The 19,170-nt window shown below is 48.6% G+C and carries 19 protein-coding genes; 15 read left to right on the plus strand and 4 right to left on the minus strand.

The features are described from left to right. Positions 1-60 precede the first annotated feature (60 nt). On the minus strand, positions 61-1,608 hold the full coding sequence (spoVB, locus tag CFI03_RS21240) for a stage V sporulation protein B (protein WP_248759359.1): 1,548 nt from the start codon (positions 1,606-1,608) through the stop codon (positions 61-63). Between the two features lie 109 nt (positions 1,609-1,717). Here spoVB and CFI03_RS21245 point away from each other — a divergent pair, with 109 nt between their 5' ends. Together CFI03_RS21245 and CFI03_RS21250 are read left to right on the plus strand one after the other, a co-directional pair. Further along, a complete protein-coding gene (locus CFI03_RS21245) occupies positions 1,718-2,200 on the plus strand; it encodes a tetratricopeptide repeat protein (protein WP_127492300.1) in 483 nt (160 codons plus the stop codon). Between the two features lie 93 nt (positions 2,201-2,293). Beyond that, the gene (locus tag CFI03_RS21250) at positions 2,294-3,274 is read left to right on the plus strand and encodes an aldo/keto reductase (protein WP_201005364.1); all 981 of its coding nucleotides are present in this window, start codon (positions 2,294-2,296) and stop codon (positions 3,272-3,274) included. Between the two features lie 51 nt (positions 3,275-3,325). Here CFI03_RS21250 and CFI03_RS21255 read toward each other — a convergent pair whose 3' ends face one another. Continuing rightward, a complete protein-coding gene (locus CFI03_RS21255) occupies positions 3,326-5,674 on the minus strand; it encodes a glycoside hydrolase (protein WP_248759361.1) in 2,349 nt (782 codons plus the stop codon). Positions 5,675-5,850: 176 nt separating this feature from the next. Between CFI03_RS21255 and CFI03_RS21260 the strand changes: the two genes are divergently transcribed. The 8 genes from CFI03_RS21260 to CFI03_RS21295 all read left to right on the plus strand — a co-directional run bounded on the left by CFI03_RS21260 (position 5,851) and on the right by CFI03_RS21295 (position 12,680). After that, positions 5,851-6,501 (plus strand): response regulator transcription factor, encoded by a 651-nt coding sequence (locus CFI03_RS21260; RefSeq protein WP_248759363.1) that lies wholly within the window; start codon positions 5,851-5,853, stop codon positions 6,499-6,501. After that, the gene (locus CFI03_RS21265) at positions 6,494-7,879 is read left to right on the plus strand and encodes a sensor histidine kinase (protein ID WP_248759365.1); all 1,386 of its coding nucleotides are present in this window, start codon (positions 6,494-6,496) and stop codon (positions 7,877-7,879) included. Before CFI03_RS21260 ends, CFI03_RS21265 begins: the two co-directional genes overlap by 8 nt. A 248-nt stretch (positions 7,880-8,127) precedes the next feature. Further along, positions 8,128-8,910, plus strand: coding sequence for an ABC transporter ATP-binding protein (locus CFI03_RS21270; protein WP_248759367.1), 783 nt, complete (start codon positions 8,128-8,130; stop codon positions 8,908-8,910). A gap of 109 nt (positions 8,911-9,019) precedes the next feature. After that, the gene (locus tag CFI03_RS21275) at positions 9,020-9,919 is read left to right on the plus strand and encodes an SDR family oxidoreductase (protein WP_248759368.1); all 900 of its coding nucleotides are present in this window, start codon (positions 9,020-9,022) and stop codon (positions 9,917-9,919) included. A gap of 298 nt (positions 9,920-10,217) precedes the next feature. Then, positions 10,218-10,394 (plus strand): hypothetical protein, encoded by a 177-nt coding sequence (locus CFI03_RS21280; protein ID WP_015844625.1) that lies wholly within the window; start codon positions 10,218-10,220, stop codon positions 10,392-10,394. Between the two features lie 205 nt (positions 10,395-10,599). Beyond that, entirely contained in the window at positions 10,600-11,376 is a 777-nt protein-coding gene (locus CFI03_RS21285; protein WP_248759369.1) for a DeoR/GlpR family DNA-binding transcription regulator, read from the plus strand. Next, positions 11,369-12,178, plus strand: coding sequence for an HAD family hydrolase (locus tag CFI03_RS21290; RefSeq protein WP_248759370.1), 810 nt, complete (start codon positions 11,369-11,371; stop codon positions 12,176-12,178). Before CFI03_RS21285 ends, CFI03_RS21290 begins: the two co-directional genes overlap by 8 nt. A gap of 133 nt (positions 12,179-12,311) precedes the next feature. Continuing rightward, a complete protein-coding gene (locus CFI03_RS21295) occupies positions 12,312-12,680 on the plus strand; it encodes a YrdB family protein (protein ID WP_248759371.1) in 369 nt (122 codons plus the stop codon). Between the two features lie 67 nt (positions 12,681-12,747). On the opposite strand, the gene clpP is transcribed toward CFI03_RS21295, so the two are convergent. Further along, a complete protein-coding gene (clpP, locus tag CFI03_RS21300) occupies positions 12,748-13,332 on the minus strand; it encodes an ATP-dependent Clp endopeptidase proteolytic subunit ClpP (RefSeq protein WP_015844630.1) in 585 nt (194 codons plus the stop codon). A gap of 160 nt (positions 13,333-13,492) precedes the next feature. Between clpP and CFI03_RS21305 the strand changes: the two genes are divergently transcribed. From CFI03_RS21305 to CFI03_RS21320, 4 genes are all read left to right on the plus strand, one after another. Then, the gene (locus CFI03_RS21305) at positions 13,493-14,212 is read left to right on the plus strand and encodes an RNA polymerase sigma factor (RefSeq protein WP_248759372.1); all 720 of its coding nucleotides are present in this window, start codon (positions 13,493-13,495) and stop codon (positions 14,210-14,212) included. A 127-nt stretch (positions 14,213-14,339) separates the two neighbouring features. Continuing rightward, positions 14,340-15,737, plus strand: a complete 1,398-nt coding sequence (locus tag CFI03_RS21310; RefSeq protein ID WP_248759373.1) for a spore germination protein — start codon at positions 14,340-14,342, stop codon at positions 15,735-15,737. Continuing rightward, entirely contained in the window at positions 15,734-16,897 is a 1,164-nt protein-coding gene (locus tag CFI03_RS21315) for a Ger(x)C family spore germination protein (protein WP_248759374.1), read from the plus strand. Before CFI03_RS21310 ends, CFI03_RS21315 begins: the two co-directional genes overlap by 4 nt. Further along, on the plus strand, positions 16,894-17,985 hold the full coding sequence (locus CFI03_RS21320) for a GerAB/ArcD/ProY family transporter (protein WP_349292490.1): 1,092 nt from the start codon (positions 16,894-16,896) through the stop codon (positions 17,983-17,985). Before CFI03_RS21315 ends, CFI03_RS21320 begins: the two co-directional genes overlap by 4 nt. Here the strand turns inward: CFI03_RS21320 and CFI03_RS21325 are convergent, their stop codons facing one another. After that, on the minus strand, positions 17,986-18,528 hold the full coding sequence (locus CFI03_RS21325) for an NAD(P)H-dependent oxidoreductase (protein ID WP_248759381.1): 543 nt from the start codon (positions 18,526-18,528) through the stop codon (positions 17,986-17,988). A gap of 168 nt (positions 18,529-18,696) precedes the next feature. Here CFI03_RS21325 and CFI03_RS21330 point away from each other — a divergent pair, with 168 nt between their 5' ends. Further along, positions 18,697-19,092 (plus strand): winged helix-turn-helix transcriptional regulator, encoded by a 396-nt coding sequence (locus tag CFI03_RS21330; RefSeq protein WP_248759382.1) that lies wholly within the window; start codon positions 18,697-18,699, stop codon positions 19,090-19,092. Positions 19,093-19,170: the final 78 nt, after the last annotated feature.

Consider the following 19,170-nt stretch of genomic DNA (forward strand, 5'->3'; position numbering starts at 1 on the left):
TGCAGGCTTTTTCATGCCCATTCATATTAGTTTACATAATATTATTTACGGTAACTAAAGTTACGGCAGCGGAATTGCTCGCCGGAAGCTTTTCCAATTAATCGTGTTCGTCAGCATAAGGGTTATGAAATAGAAGAGAGTGGAGACGACGATGGAGGTTACCATGCTCCATAACATCGGCCAGCCTTCGTAGGTGAAGAACGCCATGGACCAGCGGCCGAAGAGCGCCATGAGCACCATGCACAAGCCTACCTTAATGTAAGGCTCTACCGGCCAATAAAAGCCGATCGAGCTGGAGATGGAGAAGAAATTAAGCATCATCTGCAGAACCATGCCGATCCCGATGCCAAACGCAACTCCAACAATGCCGAATTGGCTTCCGAATACAAAGATGGAGACGGCTTTGAAGGCGGTGGAGATGATAAAATTCCATAAGGCGGCATTCGTCCGGCCAAGTCCCAGAAGAATGGCATGAAGCGGTGCGTCAAAATAATGGAAGAAGAACATCGGGGCCAGGATCTGCAGCAGCATTCCGGCATCGGGAGCCCCGTAAATGACGGATGTTAGCGGCGTTGCCCACTGAAACAAAATAACGGTTGCCGGAGCGCCGATCAAAAGGCCTACAATCATGGCCTGGTTCATCCGTTCGTGTATGAGCAAAGTGTTCTTGCTGACCGCCGCTTCGCTGATGGCAGGAACCAGCGCGGTTGAGAGAGAATTGGTTATAAAGCTGGGCATAAACAGCAAGGGAAATGTGTAACCAGCCAGCAAACCGAACTGTTTGGTCGCCATAGCCGTGCCGATACCGGCCATCGCAAGACTGGTTGTAATAAGCAGCGGTTGAAAGGCGCTGTATAACGAGTGAATAACGCCTTGACCTGCCGTTGGCATTCCTAGGTTAAGCAGCTCGTTAAGCGTACTTCTTCCGTGCTTGAGATGGTTTCTCCACGTTTCTCCCGCGGCTTTCCGCTCGCCGTAAAGCTTGTAGCTGGCAGCGAGAAAGAGAAGACTGATCATCTCGCTAATGACGGAAGCGGCCATAGCGCCTGCCGCCGCATAAGCCACGCCATAAGGCAGAAGCAAGTGGACGAGCGCCAATACGCAGGCGATTTGCACCGTATGCTCAAGGACATCGGATGCGGCAATCGCCTTCATTTGCTGCATGCCGCGGAAATAGCCTTTCAAGACGGCGGAGATCGCTACGATCGGAGCAATTGGCGTGATGGCGAGCATCGCTAGATAAGCTCGCTGGTCGCTTAACAGAATCGAAGAAATCCACTCCGAGAATATAAGCGAGAAGGTCGTCAGCGATATACTGAGTACGGATGTGATCGCAAGAGAGACATTCAGTATCCGCCTGATCTTAGCGCGGTCGCCTTGCTCATTGGCTTCGGCGACCAGCTTGGAGATGGCAACGGGAAGTCCAAGCTCCGTAATCGTAATGACCAGCGGAACAAGCGGATGCGCCATCATAAGAAGACCAATGCCTTCCGCGCCAAGCGCGCGGGCGATGTACATGCCGCTGATAAAGCCGAGAATCCGGTTAATGAAAGCGGCGGCCGACAAGACTAACGTACCTTTTACGAATGATGATTTAGGATGTGCCATACTTTCCTCCTGAAAAAACGCTTGAATACTTAAGTGTATTCACCGTTTGGAAAAGCATGCGAACAAGCTGCTTGCATGGCGGGAGGCTTTTTCGGAAGGAGCCATAACATTGAATGAATTGGAAATCGCCATACAACTAAGAGAATCGGGACAATTAGAGGAATCCAGATCTATGCTGCTGGCGCTCACTGAACGATATCCCGCCAATCCGTCCGTCTGGTATCAATGCGCGTGGGTGCATGATTCGATGGGACTCGAGAGGGAAGCCGTTCCTTTTTATCAAAAATCAATAGAGCTTGGCCTTAGCGGAGAGGACCGGCAAGGCGCTTATTTGGGACTGGGAAGCACTTACCGGACATTGGGCATGTACGCCCAGGCGCGATCGATTTTCCGGGAAGCGATAGAAGAATATCCGGATAACCGGGAGTTCCAGGTCTTTTATGCCATGGTGCTTTATAACCTTGAGGAGCATAACGCGGCTATGGAAATCTTGCTGAAGCAGCTAGCAGAGACAAGCGGAGACCAAGGTATACAATCCTATCGAAAAGCGTTACTGTTCTATGCGGATAAATTAGACCAGAGGTGGGATTAGGGAAAACGCATTCGAATTGCCAGACGTGCCTTGACTTGGAGTTAACTCCAAGTGAGATAATAGGATCGACTAAAAGGAAAGCAGGGGATATGGATGGAATATGTAAAATTAGGTAATACAGGATTGGATGTTTCACGCCTTTGTCTTGGCTGCATGAGCTTTGGTGACGTAGAACGCTGGAATCATCCGTGGATTCTTGATGAGGAGAACAGCCGGCCGATTATTAAGAAAGCTTTGGATTTGGGAATTAATTTCTTTGATACGGCGAATGCTTATTCGACCGGAGCAAGCGAAGAAATTGTCGGTCGCGCCTTGAAGGATTACGCCAACCGGGATGAAGTCGTGATTGCATCGAAAGTATTCTTCCGCATGCAGCCGGGCCCGAACGGCGCGGGTCTATCCCGTAAAGCGATTATGAACGAAATAGATAATAGCCTGAAGCGGTTGGGAACCGATTATGTGGACTTGTATCAGATTCACCGCTGGGACTACAATACGCCGATTGAAGAGACAATGGAAGCTTTGCATGACGTGGTGAAGGCAGGCAAAGCTAGATACATAGGAGCTTCCGCCATGTATGCCTGGCAGTTCCAGAAAGCTCTGCATGTTGCGGAGCGGAATGGCTGGACCCGGTTCGTTGCAATGCAGAATCATCTTAACCTCATGTACAGAGAGGAAGAACGCGAGATGATGCCGCTGCTTAAGGAGGAGAAGATTGGCGCAATTCCGTACAGTCCTCTTGCCTCCGGCAGATTGGTTCGCGACTGGGGTACCGTTACGCACCGTTCCGAAACCGATCAGGCTCAAAAAATGAAGTATGACGCATTCGCAGAGCAAGATCGCGTCATTGCCGAGCGGGTTGCTGAGATTGCGGAGCAACGCGGCGTTCCCCGCGTTCAGGTTGCTCTGGCATGGCTGCTGCAAAAGGAACAGGTAACGGCGCCGATTATCGGCGTAACAAGCATGGCTCAGCTCGAGGAAACAATCGGTTCGATCGAGCTGACGTTAACGCCGGACGAGATTAAGTACCTGGAGGAACGGTATGTTCCTCACCGCGTTGTTGGCGCCTTGTAAGTGTAAAGGAAAAAAGCTGGCTCCTTGTCGGAGCCAGCTTTTTTTGCGTGATTATTTTGCCGTTAATAGCTTTGCATTAGCCTGCGCATCAAAAACTGTGGTTTTTCCGTCCTCGGTAATAACGGCCGACTTGGCTTTTACCGTTTGACCATCCGCGGCGAAATCTTTATCGGAGAAATTGACGGTAACCTTTAATTGATCGCCGTATTCGGCGCTTTGCACTAACCGGTCATCGGACAATACGGAGAATTTCGTCATCTCTTGCATTATCGCCTTGCTGTGAAACGGAGACCATACCTTCAGGAGGCCGGTAATGCTGGCTTGCTGCTGCTTCCATGCCGCCTCATCCAAATGGTAAAGGGGAGGAGCATTGTACAAGAGCTCATACAGCATCCGTTCCGCTTCAGCGCCTTTGATTTTGTAGCTTCCCCATTCCCAATGATTGGTTGTAATAACGGAGTTGTTGTAAACCAGCTTGTAGAGGGGCAGAGAGTAGGTTGGATCCAGATACACTTTATCGTACAACGGTTTTACCGGCACGGCTTTGCCGTAGCGTTCCGGAATCCCCGACATGGCATAGTAGCCGCCAACGTAATATTCGCTGTCTTTGTTATCGCGCATATCGGGATCTCCCCAGGCGATAATCGGACTTTCTATCCCTTGCGCGTAGGCGATGACGCCGCTGGCGTAATCGTTGCCGCCTTCGGAGCCAACGACCATCTGCTTGTCCTTCGCGTAATAGCTTAGCCTTTGAAGCCGTGCGTCCAGATCCTGCGACTGCGTCGTCAGATGGGCAGGGGAGTAATCATCAAAAATTTCACCCGTCGCATCGCAGTCGACAAACCAGGAATTAAAGGCAATCCCTTCCTTCAGAATGCTATCGGCGCGCTGCTTGACACTTGGCAAGGCTAATGTAGGATTAAGCTTACGGCCCCGGTTAAGGAAACCGGCTACCTTCGAGCCGTCTTTCCGGGTAATGGTAGCTTCCTCATAAAGAGTTGAATCCGGGAAGGAAGCCGTATTCCAGGATGGATCCGGCTTCTCCTGAATGGAATGGTAAGAATCATAAGGAGCAATAAGATAACCGTCGCTCGCCGCTTCGTTCACCATAGCCGGATTAATCAAGCCATCCGCCCAATTCGATAGACCAATCCAGGCTTTATCGATACCGGCGTCATGCATGGCTTTAATCAAGTCAGTCGAGCCTGCTTGTCCCCAATCTTTCAAATCGGCTGCCGCTTCACCTAAGCTGTCTTTTAACAGCAGCTTGTTAAGCTCATACAGCTTTTGCTCGCTTAGGCTGGACACGCCTTGTTGAATAAGGGCGGTCGCTTCTGTGCCCGTATCAGGGAACATCTCGGCAGAATAGAATTCTTTCATTCGGACAGCCTGATTAAGCGCGCTTAACACAACCTTTTTCTGATAATTATCCATATAGTCCTGACCGGAAAGCTGCTTAAGCGTATCGGCGAGCTCGCTGCTGCCGTCCGCGGTTTCATCCATCAGATGCTTAAGCCATGCGCCTAGCTTGCCATTCAGCACGGTTTTCATTTTCGGCCAATTTACGTTCTCGTCAGTCAAAATAGTTGGACTCCACAAGTAGATTTGCGGCGCCCCGTAAAGCTTCCGGATATTCGGATTTCCATCAGCCTTCTGTTCCAGGGTAACGAAATTTCCGCTCTCGATCACTTTGTTTTTATAGGGCTGAACGATCTGCTGAGGATCATTGCCCGTAACATAAAGGCGGAAGCCGTAGCTTTTGTCCGGATTAATCGCAGGAAAGTCATGCGAGAATTGCATTTGCACCGAAGGTTCCGTGTCGAAGTGAACCTCGTCGTTAAATTTGTTGTTGACCAGATAAACCATCGAGAACGACTTATGGTTTAAGGCGAAGAAATCCATCGAGAACGACTCGCTGAACGTGTAAGTCTGATCGCGAAGAAAAGTCTTCCAATCCTTGTCATCCGCGGGAATTCGCTTGCCTTCGCCAAGCGGCAGCATGTAGCTGTCCGCTTGAACAATCGGCCACTCGAAGGACTCCGCGCCGACGGATTCCAGCTGAATATCGAGATAATGATCCTTCTTGGTAATCGAGATGTTCATCCTGCCGGGATAGGTCCAGGATACCGAGTTGTCCTTTTTGACCAGATTCGTTACCTTCGACTTTGGCAGCGGCAGAGTTGCTTGTTCTCTCACTCCGTCTTTGATAATGGTAAGCGCGAAGGTATCGGGGTCTACCTCGAACTCAAAGGGCTCGTCACCGGGAAGCGGTGTTTTCTGAAGGGGAACGAGGGTCCCAGTTTCTTCCGGCGGGGTCTGGTTGCTGCCGCTGTTGGCGCATCCGGCTAACAACAAGGTTAATAGAGTAGCGGTGACCATCCACGTCAATTTTGATTTCATGCTTTGTTCCTCCATTTCTCATTTGCGAAATCGAGGTTAGTCTAAGGGACGAATGTTACAGCAATGTGCCAAATGCGAGGCGTGGCGGTTCGTCACATTCGCGTCACCTGATTTTTATATAGTAGAAAACAAAGCTGATGAATGGGCAAGACTGATATCTGGAGAGTGGGTGACGTATGAACTTGCTGCTGGCCGATGACGAGCCGATGATGCTGCAAATTTTAGAAAGCTATTTTATGAAAGAAGGATTTAACGTGCTGACGGCCGGGGATGGCGAAGAAGCACTGGAGTTGTTTTACGAGCATCGGGTGGATATTGCCGTGTTGGACTGGATGATGCCGAAGGTGAACGGGGTAGAGGTATGCAAGGAGATCAAGAGGGTCAGCCGGACGAAGGTACTGCTCCTCACGGCGAAAGGCGAACCGGAAGACGAGCTCTATGCTCTAAATGCCGGTGCGGACGACTATGTGCGCAAGCCATTTGATCCCCGAGTGTTAATCGCCCGTGCTTGTAAATTGTTGAACTGGGATTCTCAGCTGCGTTCAGGCGATTTGGTGGTGGATATGGAAGCTCAGAAAATATATCGTGACGGCAACGATGTGCAGGCAACCTCGAAGGAGTTCCAGTTAATGAAGTACCTCATTCAGAACAAAGGTCAGATCGTTCCCCGGAAAATGCTGCTGGATCAGGTATGGGGATTCGACTATTACGGGGATGACCGGACGGTGGATACCCATATCCGCAGGCTGCGGGAGAAGATCGGGGAGAGCCGGATCAAGACGTTCCGGGGTTTAGGGTATAGTCTGGAGGAGCATCCGGATGAGTAAGCTTGGCTATAAGCTGATTACCCGTATCACGCTGGCGCTGCTGGCGGTATTTATTTTGACTTTTGCGATGAATACTTATTTTCTGCCGAAATATTTTTTATACCAGAAGAAAGAGAAGCTGGCATCCCTGACGGCCGAGTTGTCCAGTGTGCCGGCTGATGCGCTCGACTCGATGATCCCGAAGCTGGAGCAGGCGAGAGACGTGACGATAGTTTATACAAGCTTGGCTCAGAACGCGGATGACCTAAACGACCGGATTCTGCGGCAGTTAAACCTGAAGGGAATTACGTTAAGCAAATTCTGGTTAAGCGAAGAAAATATCGCTCTGCTGCGGGCGGGCAGCCGGGTTAACAAGCTCTATGATCAAGCTAAGCTGAAATCCAGCTTTCTGGTTAATTTCCTGCCTTCCGGCGGCAACGTGCTGGCGGTAGGAGAGTCGATCTCCTATTCGAAGGAGACCATTGGGATCATGAACCGGTTTAATCTGTATATTTGGGCAAGTATGCTCCTGCTGCTGATCGTCCTGTCAGCCTTGTATACGGCAAGGATCGTGAAACCGCTGGCGAAGCTGAACGATACGGCTAAATCCATTGCCGATTTAGCCTTCACTCATGCAGATATCCGGACAGGGGATGAGATTGAGTCTTTGGCAGGCAGCATCAACCGGATGAGCGATAAGCTGAAAGCTTCGCAGCAGTCGCTGGAGGCAAGAAACGCGAATCTGCGGACGTTTATAGCCGATATCTCGCATGAACTGAAAACTCCGTTGTCCTTGATTCAAGCCTATGCGGCGGGTATTCAGGACGGGCTTGACGATGGTACATACGCCGAAGTCATCGGACGCCAAACGAAGCATATGGCAGGGATGATCGATCAGCTGCTCGAGCTGTCCAGGCTTCAGACGGAAATTTACGAGCTTATGCCAACGGATTTCCACCGGCTGCTGACAACAACGATTGATGATTATCGCGCAGCCTTTCGTCATAAGAATATGGAGCTGATCGTGGACGACAAGCTTCCCGAGGAAGCTTGGGTCATGGCGGACAGCCGCAAGCTCGAATCCGTTATGCGCAATCTGCTCTCCAATGCATTGAAATATGCCAAGGGGAAGTGGGTCCGCGTTGCCGCGGAAGTCCAATCGTCCGCCGTTCATTTCAGCATTATGAATGAAGCGGATACAAGCCAGGAAGCGAAGTGGGGGCAGGTATGGGAGCCATTCTTCGTCATGGAAGAATCCCGCAGCAAACAATTGAGCGGCACAGGACTTGGTCTGTCCATCACCGCATCCATATTGCAGAAGCATCATGCCAATTACGGACATGCGGCGCAGGATGGAAAGGTGGAGTTTTATTTTTCATTAGGTGTGATGGATTTATAAATAAAGAATTCCACATATCCGGATAGCTGCTTTGAGAATAAGTTGTAAGGAGAGCTAACGAGTCATCTGCCCTTCGCTCGGAGCCTTCCAGCGTAGCTGCCCGGATCGTTTCATGATTTTTTGCAAAATCCAAAAGCATCCGCCTCATATCCAGTTCACTTCTCATCCGTCTATCTTCCTTTCTTCAAGGGTTATCGCATAAAATAATAATGACTGGGAAACTCGGGAAAAGGGTGGTGGGGACGACCATGAAGATCCAGATCCGGAACCTGAACAGCAGCTCGACGCCAACGATTTTCCATCAGTATTCGATGATCGACTCCATTCGAGATTTCAACCTAACCATTGAACCCGGCAAAATCTACGGTTTAGTTGGATCCTTTGGCAGCGGAGGTTGGCTCCTCAGTTATTTTTTAGCCGGAAAAGAAGAACTGTTGTCGGAATGCCTGGATATGTCCCACTCGATCATAACCTTGGATGATCATCCCGTAAACAATGATGTCTTGAAGCGTATTTCTTGTTATGTAGGCGAAGGGGTCGCCGAGTTTCCGTATCGCAGCTTTAAGACCTATCCCGGTCCTTTCACATGGAAAATAAAAGGAGTACGGTCGGTCGCCGACCAAATTAAAGAGGGGATCAAGCGGAGCGGGAATCCGTTAACCCTGGAGCAAATCGCCCTGTTGTTCGAGTTAACCGGAATGGATAAACCAAAGCGCTATCAAGGCCGAATTTATCGTCCCCTTGAATTCAACAGCGGCGAGCGATGGAGAGCTTCCATGGCGATCGGTTATGCTTTTCAGAAAAAGCTGTATTGCGTTCCTTGGATCGAACCCCATGGACTCTTCTATATTCTAGGGCAGCTTGGAAGAAAACTGCTCGGTATCTTAAGAGAATCCGGTGCGTCGGTGATCATCCCCGTAAGCGATGAAAAATATATTGATGGTCTAGCCGATGAGATAGTTTATTTGAAGCCCTATGACCTATGGAAAGACAATAAAACGGATGAAAATGCCATTCGTTTATCGGAATGATCATAAAGCCGCACGGGAAGTGCGGCTTATTTTGCATCCTACCTCTCGGCATCTATTCTATGGAGAAGAATACTATGGAGATAGGAAATCATTTCGGTGAGGTGAAAAAATGTCCTATCTCTATTATCCTTATATCGGCTGGAAGCAGCAATGTACCAACGTGCCGCTCGTATTTCCGCCGCAGCATCAGAACCGCCATCCGGGATTCGAATATCCGATGATTCCGCGCCCCTTATCGGATAATCCGTATTATAAAGGAAGCGGGAAGCTTAAAGACAAGGTAGCTATCCTTTCGGGCGGAGACAGCGGTATCGGCCGGGCGGTAGCGATTGCGTTTGCGAAGGAAGGGGCGAATCTGGTTATTCCTTATCTGGATGAGCATCGGGATGCGGAAGAAACCAAACAGATGATAACCAAGCTTGGTCGCGAATGCGTGATGCTGCCTATCGATTTGCGGATTGAGGAGAATTGCAAGAAGGTTGTAGATAAAGCGATCAAGACATTCGGGAAGCTAAATATACTGGTGAACAATCATGGCGTCCAGTTTCATAAGAAAAGCATACTGGAAATTACGCGGGAGCAATTGATGAATACCTTCCAGACGAATATCATCTCTTTTTTCGATATGACCAAAGCGGCTTTGCCGCATCTTTGCGCGGGAAGCACGATTATCAATACAACGTCAGATACGGCATTTTCGGGAATGGCCAATATGGTCGATTATACCGCAACCAAAGGGGCTATCGTCTCGTTTACGCGCTCATTATCGCTGCAGCTGGCGGAAAAGGGAATCCGGGTAAACGCCGTAGCGCCGGGTCCAACCTGGACCCCGTTAATCCCTTCGGCATTTACGGCAGAAGAGGTAACAACATTCGCTACCGACGTTCCCTTAAGACGTCCGGGGCAGCCGTTTGAGCTTGCTCCAACTTACGTGCTGCTTGCATCCGACGATTCTTCCTACATATCGGGACAGGTGTACTTCGTTAATGGCGGCTCGATTGTGACATAGACCGGCTTGTTGGATGCGTATCAATGAGGATAATAGAAGCTCCTCTCCTTGACGGAGGGGAGCTTTTGAAGTTTAGCGAGAATGAAGATTTACTGGATAATCTCCGTCGGATTGTTACAACAAATCGATTTTTAGTGAAAAACAATAGGAATCAACTCCCATGGTTCATCGGTTAATGAATAACTTTATAGACGGAATAATTGTATAAAGGTTTCCATCCGGAAAAAATAAGGAAAAAAAATCCTCATTTGTGTTAAGCTTGAAACATCATAAGTATCGAAAACCAGGAGGATCATAAATGTCCAGTGAAAGCGTCTTTTCCATGTTTGCTATTCTGCCAATGATTTTAGTAGTTGTATATGGGTTGTTTATCCTTATGGGGTTATACGCTCTTTATCTTATTATTAAATTCTTGATTCGGGGTATTGCGGCGTTAGATATCTATCTGGACGAAAAGCGAAACGGAAGATTTTGATAGGATGAAGGTTACATATGATTAAATTTAGACAGGCAACGGCCGAACAATCGGCTGTTGTCTTTTCTTTTGCGCAAACATAAGCCATTGTCATGCATTTTGAACAAAATGTTGCATAAATGAAGATTAAAGCATACAATAACTTAAACAATGTTGCACAACGGCTTAGGTATTTGAGAAAATCCGGAAGAGGTGGTAAGGGGTTATGTTTCAGGAAGAACGAATCAATGCCATTATGGAGCATTTGAATCAGCACAAGCGGATCGATATTAAAGACATGTGCCAGAAGTTCGACGTATCCCGCGATACGGCACGCCGGGATCTGCTGAGGATGGAGGAGCTTGGTCTTATTCTCAGAACGCATGGGGGAGCGGTACTGCCGAAGAAGTCGAGGGAGGTATTCGAGTATAAGGATCGTCTTGTCAAAGATTCCGACGTCAAGCGCGATATCGGACGCTTTGCCGCATCGCTTGTAAAAGATGGCGACTATATTATGATGGACGCTTCAACTACCGTACAGTTCACCGCCGAGCACATTACCGCGGAACGAGTGGTTGCCGTTACGAACTCCATTGACATTGCAGATGCCTTATCGCGGAAAAAGGCCTTAAGGACGTATCTGCTCGGCGGGGAGTTGAATATCAAACACCGCTTCCTGTATGGCCAGGCGACGATTGATAATTTGGCTAATTACCAGGTGGACAAATTGTTCCTTGGGGCATGCGGAATAACGGCAAACGGTTTATCCTATCCCGATGTGGAGGATGGGGTGGTTAAACGCGAGATGATCAAGAGGGCGAATCAGGTTATTCTTTTGGCTGATCATACGAAATTCGGCGAACAGATGTTTTATAAAATCGGGGGCTTAGACGCCATCGATCTCCTGATTACGGATCAACAGCCTGACCGGGATATGATGGAGAAGCTTGCGGAGCATCATGTAGAATTACGCGTCGTATCGGAGGAGGATTTGGATGATTAAACTTATTGTCAGTGATTTGGACGGCACGCTGCTGGATAAAAGCAAACAAATTAACGAGCGGGATCGCCGCGCGGTAAGAAAAGCTTATGAAAGCGGGCTCGATTTATGTATCGCGTCCGGCCGGATGAATGCCGAGATTACCGTCATTATGCGCCCATTTCCGAATAACTATCATGCCGTTGGTCAAAACGGGGCAACCGTCCGGCTGAATAACGAGCGTCTGCTTGGAGCGATGGATTTTGCGCCCGAATTATCCTTTCAGCTGCTTCAAGCGGTCCCTCGCGAGGAGTTCATAAGCTTCGTTCATTGCACGGACGACTCCTACTATGCGCGGGTAGATAATGAAGCTTCCCGTTCCGTCGAGAACCGCATTATGTCGGAAAGCTCTTTTCATCACAAGTTGGAGGAAGCTCTGGCAAACGACGAGTTCCGTTGCAGCAAGCTTGCTTGTTTCGGTGAATTAGGCAAGCTGAGCAAGCTGAAAGCCCAATTGAACCGCCAATTCCCCGGACAGATCGAGACTTTTATCAGCGATAAAGATTGTTTGGATATTATGCCGCTTAACGTCTCCAAAGGTACGGGGATATCGCTCCTCATTCGGGAATTGGGAATTGCTCCGCATGAAATCGCATGCATCGGAGACTCGTTTAACGATCTTTCGATGTTTGCTTTAACCCCGCACAGCTTTGCAATGGTCGAAAGCCATGATGAAATCCGCGGGCAGGCGAGTACGGTTGTCCATTCCGTTGCTGAAGCTATCGAGCATATCATTGCTTACAATGCCATATCGGTCGCGAACTAAGTTCTTGATCGGGTTGGATTGATGAAATGCCGCATATTGCGGTTTTTTTTGTTCCAATTTTGCGTACAGGTGATAGAATGGCAATAGCGTATGGAAAAACAAGGTAGCCTTGTTGCGAAAAGGTGGGGATGGGATGAAAGGACCGGGTACGGGCATTTTGCTTACGGTATTTTTTCTGCTTGAGCTTGCCGCATTTGTCGTGTTTGGTTATTGGGGGTATCAGCTGCAGTCCGTAAAAATGATAAGTATTCTATTGGCAGTGGCGTTTCCTCTTGTTCTGACGGTTCTCTGGGGGATGTTTCTCTCGCCAAAAGCATCTGTGGCCATTTTCTCTTACCCGGTAAGGACAGCCCTGAAACTTGTCGTCTTCGTAGCAGCTTCAGCTGCATTATACTCAATCGGCCACGAGAAGCTGGGTCTTGCATTTCTAATCGTTGGCATCGTTATCATTGCAGCCGTTTTTCTTTTGAATTTGCATAAGGTGGATGCCAAGAAAGGATAAGAACTTCGTTTTTTATAAATTAGGACGATAAAAGAGGCTGCCACAGAAGGCAGCCTCTTCTCAATCCTCAAACCGTATGGACGACCTGATCGATAATCCCGTAGTCAAGCGCTTCTTGGGCGGAGAGAAAATAATCGCGGTCCATGTCCTTCTCGATTTTCTCGAGCGGCTGGCCGGTGCGATCCGCTGCGATCCGATTCAACCGGGCTCTCGTATCGAGGATCCGCTTCGCGCTGATCGCGATATCGCTGGCTTGGCCTTGGGCGCCGCCATGCGGCTGGTGAATCATGACCTCGCTGCTCGGCAGGGCAAACCGTTTGCCTTTCGCGCCGCTTAGAAGCAGAATAGCAGCGAAGGATGCCGCCATTCCTACGCAAATCGTATGAACCTCGGGCTTTATATACTGCATCGTATCATAGATCGCAAAGCCAGCCGTTGTTGAGCCTCCGGGAGAATTAATGTACAGGCTGATTTCCTTATCCGGATCCTCGGCGGCAAGAAATAACAGCTGTGCTACGATACTGTTCGCAACCTGGTCGTCGATGGCTGAGCCAAGGAAGACAATCCGGTCCTTCAAAAGCCGCGAATAAATATCATAGGAACGTTCTCCGCGATTGGACTGTTCAACCACATAGGGGATAAAGCTGCTCATCGTAATCCCTCTTTCCTTTGTTTGATCAATTCGGCAAACGAAAAGGGGATACGAAAGGATACGCCGTAAAATTTATTTTGCTGTTGCGTATCTTTTTCGCAGGCTCACTCGTTTACTGAATTAAGGATGCGTATAATAGGAAAAAGCGGAGGTGTCCGATATGACAGAAGCAACAATGGATAATGAACATATAGAATTGAAACGTCTGCAACAAATGCTCGGCCGCTATTGCCTGACTTTAACCAAATCCCGGGTGGAAGCAGAGGATTTATCGCAGGATACATGGATTAAGGTCATGGAATCGGCGCAGCTGACGGAGCATGCCAATTCTGAAGCATATTTGCTTCGAATTGCCCGTAATAACTGGATTGACCGGGTAAGACGCCAGTCGAGCCATGCACGTATGATGGAATCCGTTCGGGGATCAGCGGTTTATCATACCATGCCGGACGAAAGCCGAATCGGAACCGAAGTCGTCATGCAGGCTCTTATGACTTTCCTGTCTCCGCTTCAAAGGACGGTCTTTCTGCTGAGGGACGTTATGGGGTACTCGGCTCAGGAAACGGCATTGCGATTAGGACTAACTCCAGGCGCGGTAAAAGCAGCTTTGCATCGGGCCCGCGCGGCATTACCGCAGGTTAGACAGGCGGTTGAAGCAGGTTCGCTGCCTGTTCCGAAAGACGAAGGGCTGCGGGATGTCTTGCGTGCGCTTGCTATTGCTTATGAAGGCGGCGATATTGAAGCGATGCTTACGCTCGTGCAGCAAGGAGAGCTGGAACCGGGGCCGGCAATCGCGGCGCTGCAAGGCAGAAGACTTCGGGCAGCCTTGAATCAAGCACGCCGTGGAGATTCCGTACCGTCAATGATGCTGGCCGCTTGATGAAATATACAAATGCATACACGAGAGAGCACTGCCGTTACAGGCAGTGCTTCTTTTTTGCTCGCGAATAACGCAATCCGAATTAGCTAAAAATATCCACGAGATCAGGAAAGGAGTGGTATTTGCGGTGGAGCCGCTTAATCCAGCGAATGTGAGCGCGAACATAAAAGATAACGAAACTGTGCTCCGCAACATTTTCCATCACTGCGCGGATATCGTATTTCGGCCGCTTAATCTTCCTGACCGTTCGGGCATCTTGCTTGTCTATATCGACGAATTGACGGACACGAACAAATTGGAGCAGATAATTTCTGCCTGCATGATGAATGACGATTATAGCCGATTGACGCAGTACGCGATTGTTCATAGCTATTCTGAGATCGTAGCCAAAGTACTCAAAGGCAGTACGGCTATCTTTATGAACGGGCTGCCTGTTGCTTATATGGCTGACCTCACTGCCTTCAAGCAGCGTTCCATCGACGAGCCTTCCAATGAGGCTTCCATCCGCGGACCAAGGGAAGGGTTCACGGAAGATCTGAAAACCAATCTAAGCATGATCCGGAGAAAAATCAGTCACTCCAGGCTGAAATTCGAAAGCTACCATGCCGGAGAATTGTCCAATACGGAGTTTATTGTTGCTTATATTGAGGGTTGCGTGAAGCCGGAGCTGCTCCAGGAGGTGAAAAGCAGGCTTGAATCCTTTCACACCGATCAATTGCTGGATTCCAGTTATATCGAAGAGTTTATTGAAGATAAACCGTTATCTCTATTCCCGCAGATTCGAAACACGGAACGTCCGGATACCGTCTGCTCCAGCTTGTTGGAAGGAAAAGTTGCCATCATTGTAGACGGTTCTCCGAACGCGCTTATTCTCCCAATGACGTTCTGGTCGGGGTTCCAAGCGGCGGAAGACCATTACGAGCGATTCTTGTACGTCTCCGCGGTAAGAATGCTGCGGATGTTGCTTGCCGTGATGTCATGCCTGCTGCCGTCCTTGTATGTTGCCCTTACAACCTTTCATCCGCAAATGATACCGCTGAATCTCATGCTCAGTATCTCGGCAGCCAGGGAAGGCATCCCGTTTCCGACCGTTATCGAAACCTTGCTCATGGAGATCATGTTTGAAGGCCTCCGGGAAGCGGGGCTTCGGTTACCCAAAGCCATTGGTTCGGCCGTCAGTATCGTGGGCGCGCTTGTTATCGGGGAAGCCGCGGTACAGGCGGGATTTATTTCGGCGCCAATCGTTATGATCGTTGCGGGCACGGGAATTGCCTCGTTCGCTTTTCCCAGCTATAGCCTGGCACTGCCATTCCGGATTCTCCGGTTTCCGTTATTAATTTTAGGCGGTTTTCTCGGTTTATACGGTGTCGCGATCGGCATCATGATTATCGCGATTCATCTTGTAACCCTGAAATCGTTCGGCACCCCTTATCTAAAACCATCGGCACCAATCTTGCCGAATTTCTGGAAGGATACGCTGGTACGCATGAATAAACGTTTCGTTCCGGCACAACGCAGAAAATGAAAATATTCAGGTGTTTCATCATTTGTTCTCTTTGCTCGCTGCTGCTCTCGGGTTGCTGGGACAGGAACGAAATAAACGAATATGCCTTCTGGATCGGTACCGCTCTTGATGTAACCGAATCGGGAAAGCTGGAGAAAAGCGCTCAAATCGCCATTCCTGCCGAGTTCAAGACGCTAAAGGGAAGCGGGGGGAAAGGGGAGAGAGCCAACATTGTCGTATCGGCAACGGGTAGTTCCATTGTTGATTTGATTCAACAAATTCAGGAAAAGCTGCCCCGCCGTATTTTTCTGGGACATCGCAGATCTATTTTTATTGGGGAAAAACTGGCTCATACCGGGCTGGTCGATATCATGGATCAGTTTACCCGAAATCCGGATACCCGGATGCGTACCGATATTTTCGTGGTTAACGAGGGCAAGGGCAAGGACGCTTTAACGATCAACAGTCCCTTCAACCAGTTCTCGGCGATTGTGGCGGTGCATCAAGACCGTTATTGCCGGCTGGGAGATACGTCCTTGCGGGATTTTCTCCTGGATGCGGGGAGAGACGGCATCAGACCCTCCATGCCGATGATCGATATTGCTCCGATGAACAAGCTGGAGGAGAACAAAATCATTGAAGTAAGGGCTGTCGCTATTTTTAACAAGGATTTAAAAATGGTCGGGAAAGTCCGGGATCGGGAATCTCTCGAGTTGTTTTGGGTAAAGGGCGTGCTCAAAAATCAGTACGTAACAGAAGAGACGGGGGAAGGCACCCTGTCTTTGTATGTTTCCAACCTAAATAGAACGTTCCGTACCACAATCGAAGGGGATAAGCTTAAGGTTCGCGTGAAATTGAAAGGGAATGCCAGGGTTGTGGAAAACAACACGCCTATTGATCTCTCCGTATCCTCCAAGCGTATTCATACGGAACGGAAGTTTAATGAGCTCAAAGCCAAACAAATTGAAGCCACCATTAGAAAAATACAAACGGATTACGGTCAAGATGTATTCGGCTTCGGAGAAGAGTTTCACCGGGAACATCCGAAGCAATGGAAAAGGCTTAAAGCTCAATGGGATCAAAAATTCCCGACTATAGAGGTTGCCGTTGATGTCGGAATTAAAATTCAGAGTACCGGGGATATTCGCAAGCGTATCCCTAGAATAGGAGCAAGAGAGTGAAGATTTCGTCTTGGCAATTATTTTGGATTTTGACGACCCTGGAGATTTCCATGAGCATTTGGCTAACGGTATCACCCACAATCGAAATTGCCAGGCAGGATGCGTGGATCTCGCTTATCGTAGCGGGAATTATCGGACTCGCCCTGTCGTGGGTCTTAGTTAAAGTCAGTCAGAGATTCGCTTCGCAAACCTTGATAGAATTTGTGCAGACTTTATTCGGCAAATGGCTTGGCAAACTAATCGGCGTGATGTACTTGCTGGTCTGGTATTCGGTGTGTGCGGATATCCTTCGCATTTTTTCCTTGTTTATCAAGCAGGTTCTGTTTCACGATACGCCGATGTGGCTAATTTCCGTGCTAATGATGATCGCCATGGCGTACATCACTTTGGTTGGAAGCGTAGAAGCAATTGCCCGGTTCAGCGAGATGGCCGGTCCGCTTCTATTGCTCGGCATTCTCATTACCTTTATACTCAATATCTCCAATCTGCGTCTGACGCTTATGCTGCCGGTCTTTATGGATACGGGCGCGATGTCCATATTGAAGGGATCTTTTGTGAATGCCTCCTTCCTCGGGGAATCCATGATGATTATGATGCTGATCCCTTTTGTAGCCAGCCCGAAAAAGATTCTAAAGCCTGTGTTATTGGCGATATGTATCCCATCCATGCTGGCTATAATTACGGCAATCATGGTTGTTTCCACGTTTGGCATTCAAATCGGGTCAACCTTATATTTTCCGTATTTCAGCATGGTGAGATTTATTAATTATCTGGATTTTATTCAAAATATGGATGTGTGGATTGTGTTTATTTGGATCTTCAGCGTCTTCGTCAAGCTGTCCATCTATTTGTTCATCAACAGCTACGGAACAGCACAATTATTAGGCGTTAAGAAATGGCGGAAAATGATTGCGTTTACGGCTCCCGTCATTTTCGCGGCAACCTTAACTCCGGCCAACATCTTTGGTATGCTCGATTACGCGAATTTTATTTGGATCAAGTATATCTTCCCGATATTTATCGTAGGCCTTCCGATTGTTTTCCTGCTCGCCAGCATGATCCGCAAACGAAGGATTGCCGCGTCTTGATTAATGCGCAAGCACAGGCATAGGGGTTTGAATATGCTCGGCATAACGGATAGCTTCCTGTTCCAGCCATTCGTCCGTTGAAGCATCAACGGCATAACTTACGAAGGCAGGAAGATAAACACCGCTGCATTTGGTGATGGTACGTTCGATCGGACGCAAGAGCTCGCTGATTGTGAACTGATTGTCTCCGCCTGAGCGGTAAGAATTATCCGTTCCGCCGGTAGTTGTGGCGATTAGAAACTCTTTGCCAATCAGACGGTTACCCCCTGGGCCATATGCCCAGCCTGGTTTCATCACATCGTCGAACCATTTTTTCAATAACGGCGGACAGCTGTACCAATAGAAGGGAAATTGAAGAACAACACGGTCGTGTTGCAGCAGGAGTGCTTGTTCCTTCTCCGTGTCTATATTCCAATCCGGGTAGAGCTCATAAAGCTTGTGAATATGAATATTTTCTCGATTCTTATTAAGCCCCTGCAATAAAGCTTTATTGGCTCGGGAGGTAGTCAGCTCGGGATGAGCAACGATAACCAGAATGTTCATGAGAATCTTCCTTTCAAAGTGGAGTATCCCCATTATTAAGCATGAAGACGAAGCTGAAAAGTACGCTCTTTTTCCGTACTTAGTACGGTTTACCGTACCATATTGCCGTTGCGGAAGGCTCTGCTATAATAAATACCATCAGAGAGCTAAGCGGAACGGGGGAGATTAATGAACCGGGACAGCCAAAAGCCTGCCTCCACGGAAGGAATAATGGCTACCCTTCAAGCTATTGGAGGGAAATGGAAGCCGTTAATTTTATTTATCTTGTTATATGAAGGTACGAAGAGGTTCGGAGAGCTAAGACGGTTGCTGCCGAATGTGACGCAGGGGATGCTAACTAATCAGCTTCGGGAAATGGAGAGAGACGGACTTATTGTCCGGAAGGTGTATCAGGAGGTTCCTCCCAAAGTGGAGTACCAATTATCCGTTCATGGGGAGTCTTTAGGTTCCGTCTTGACCGATATGTGCGGATGGGGCTTCAAGCATCTTGCCTTTATGAATGAGCATAAGGAAGAAGAGCAGCAAAAGGAACTACCTTCCTATTTATCGCAAGCGGATACCTGACGGTATTCGTTTTTTGTTTATGGGGAGGATATGCGGAAGTCGTGTGGAATTTATTGGATGGAGCAAAAGGCAAAAATC

The sequence above is a fragment of the Paenibacillus sp. ATY16 genome (genome assembly GCF_003399985.2).
GTDB classification, from domain to species: Bacteria; Bacillota; Bacilli; order Paenibacillales; family Paenibacillaceae; genus Pristimantibacillus; species Pristimantibacillus glycanilyticus.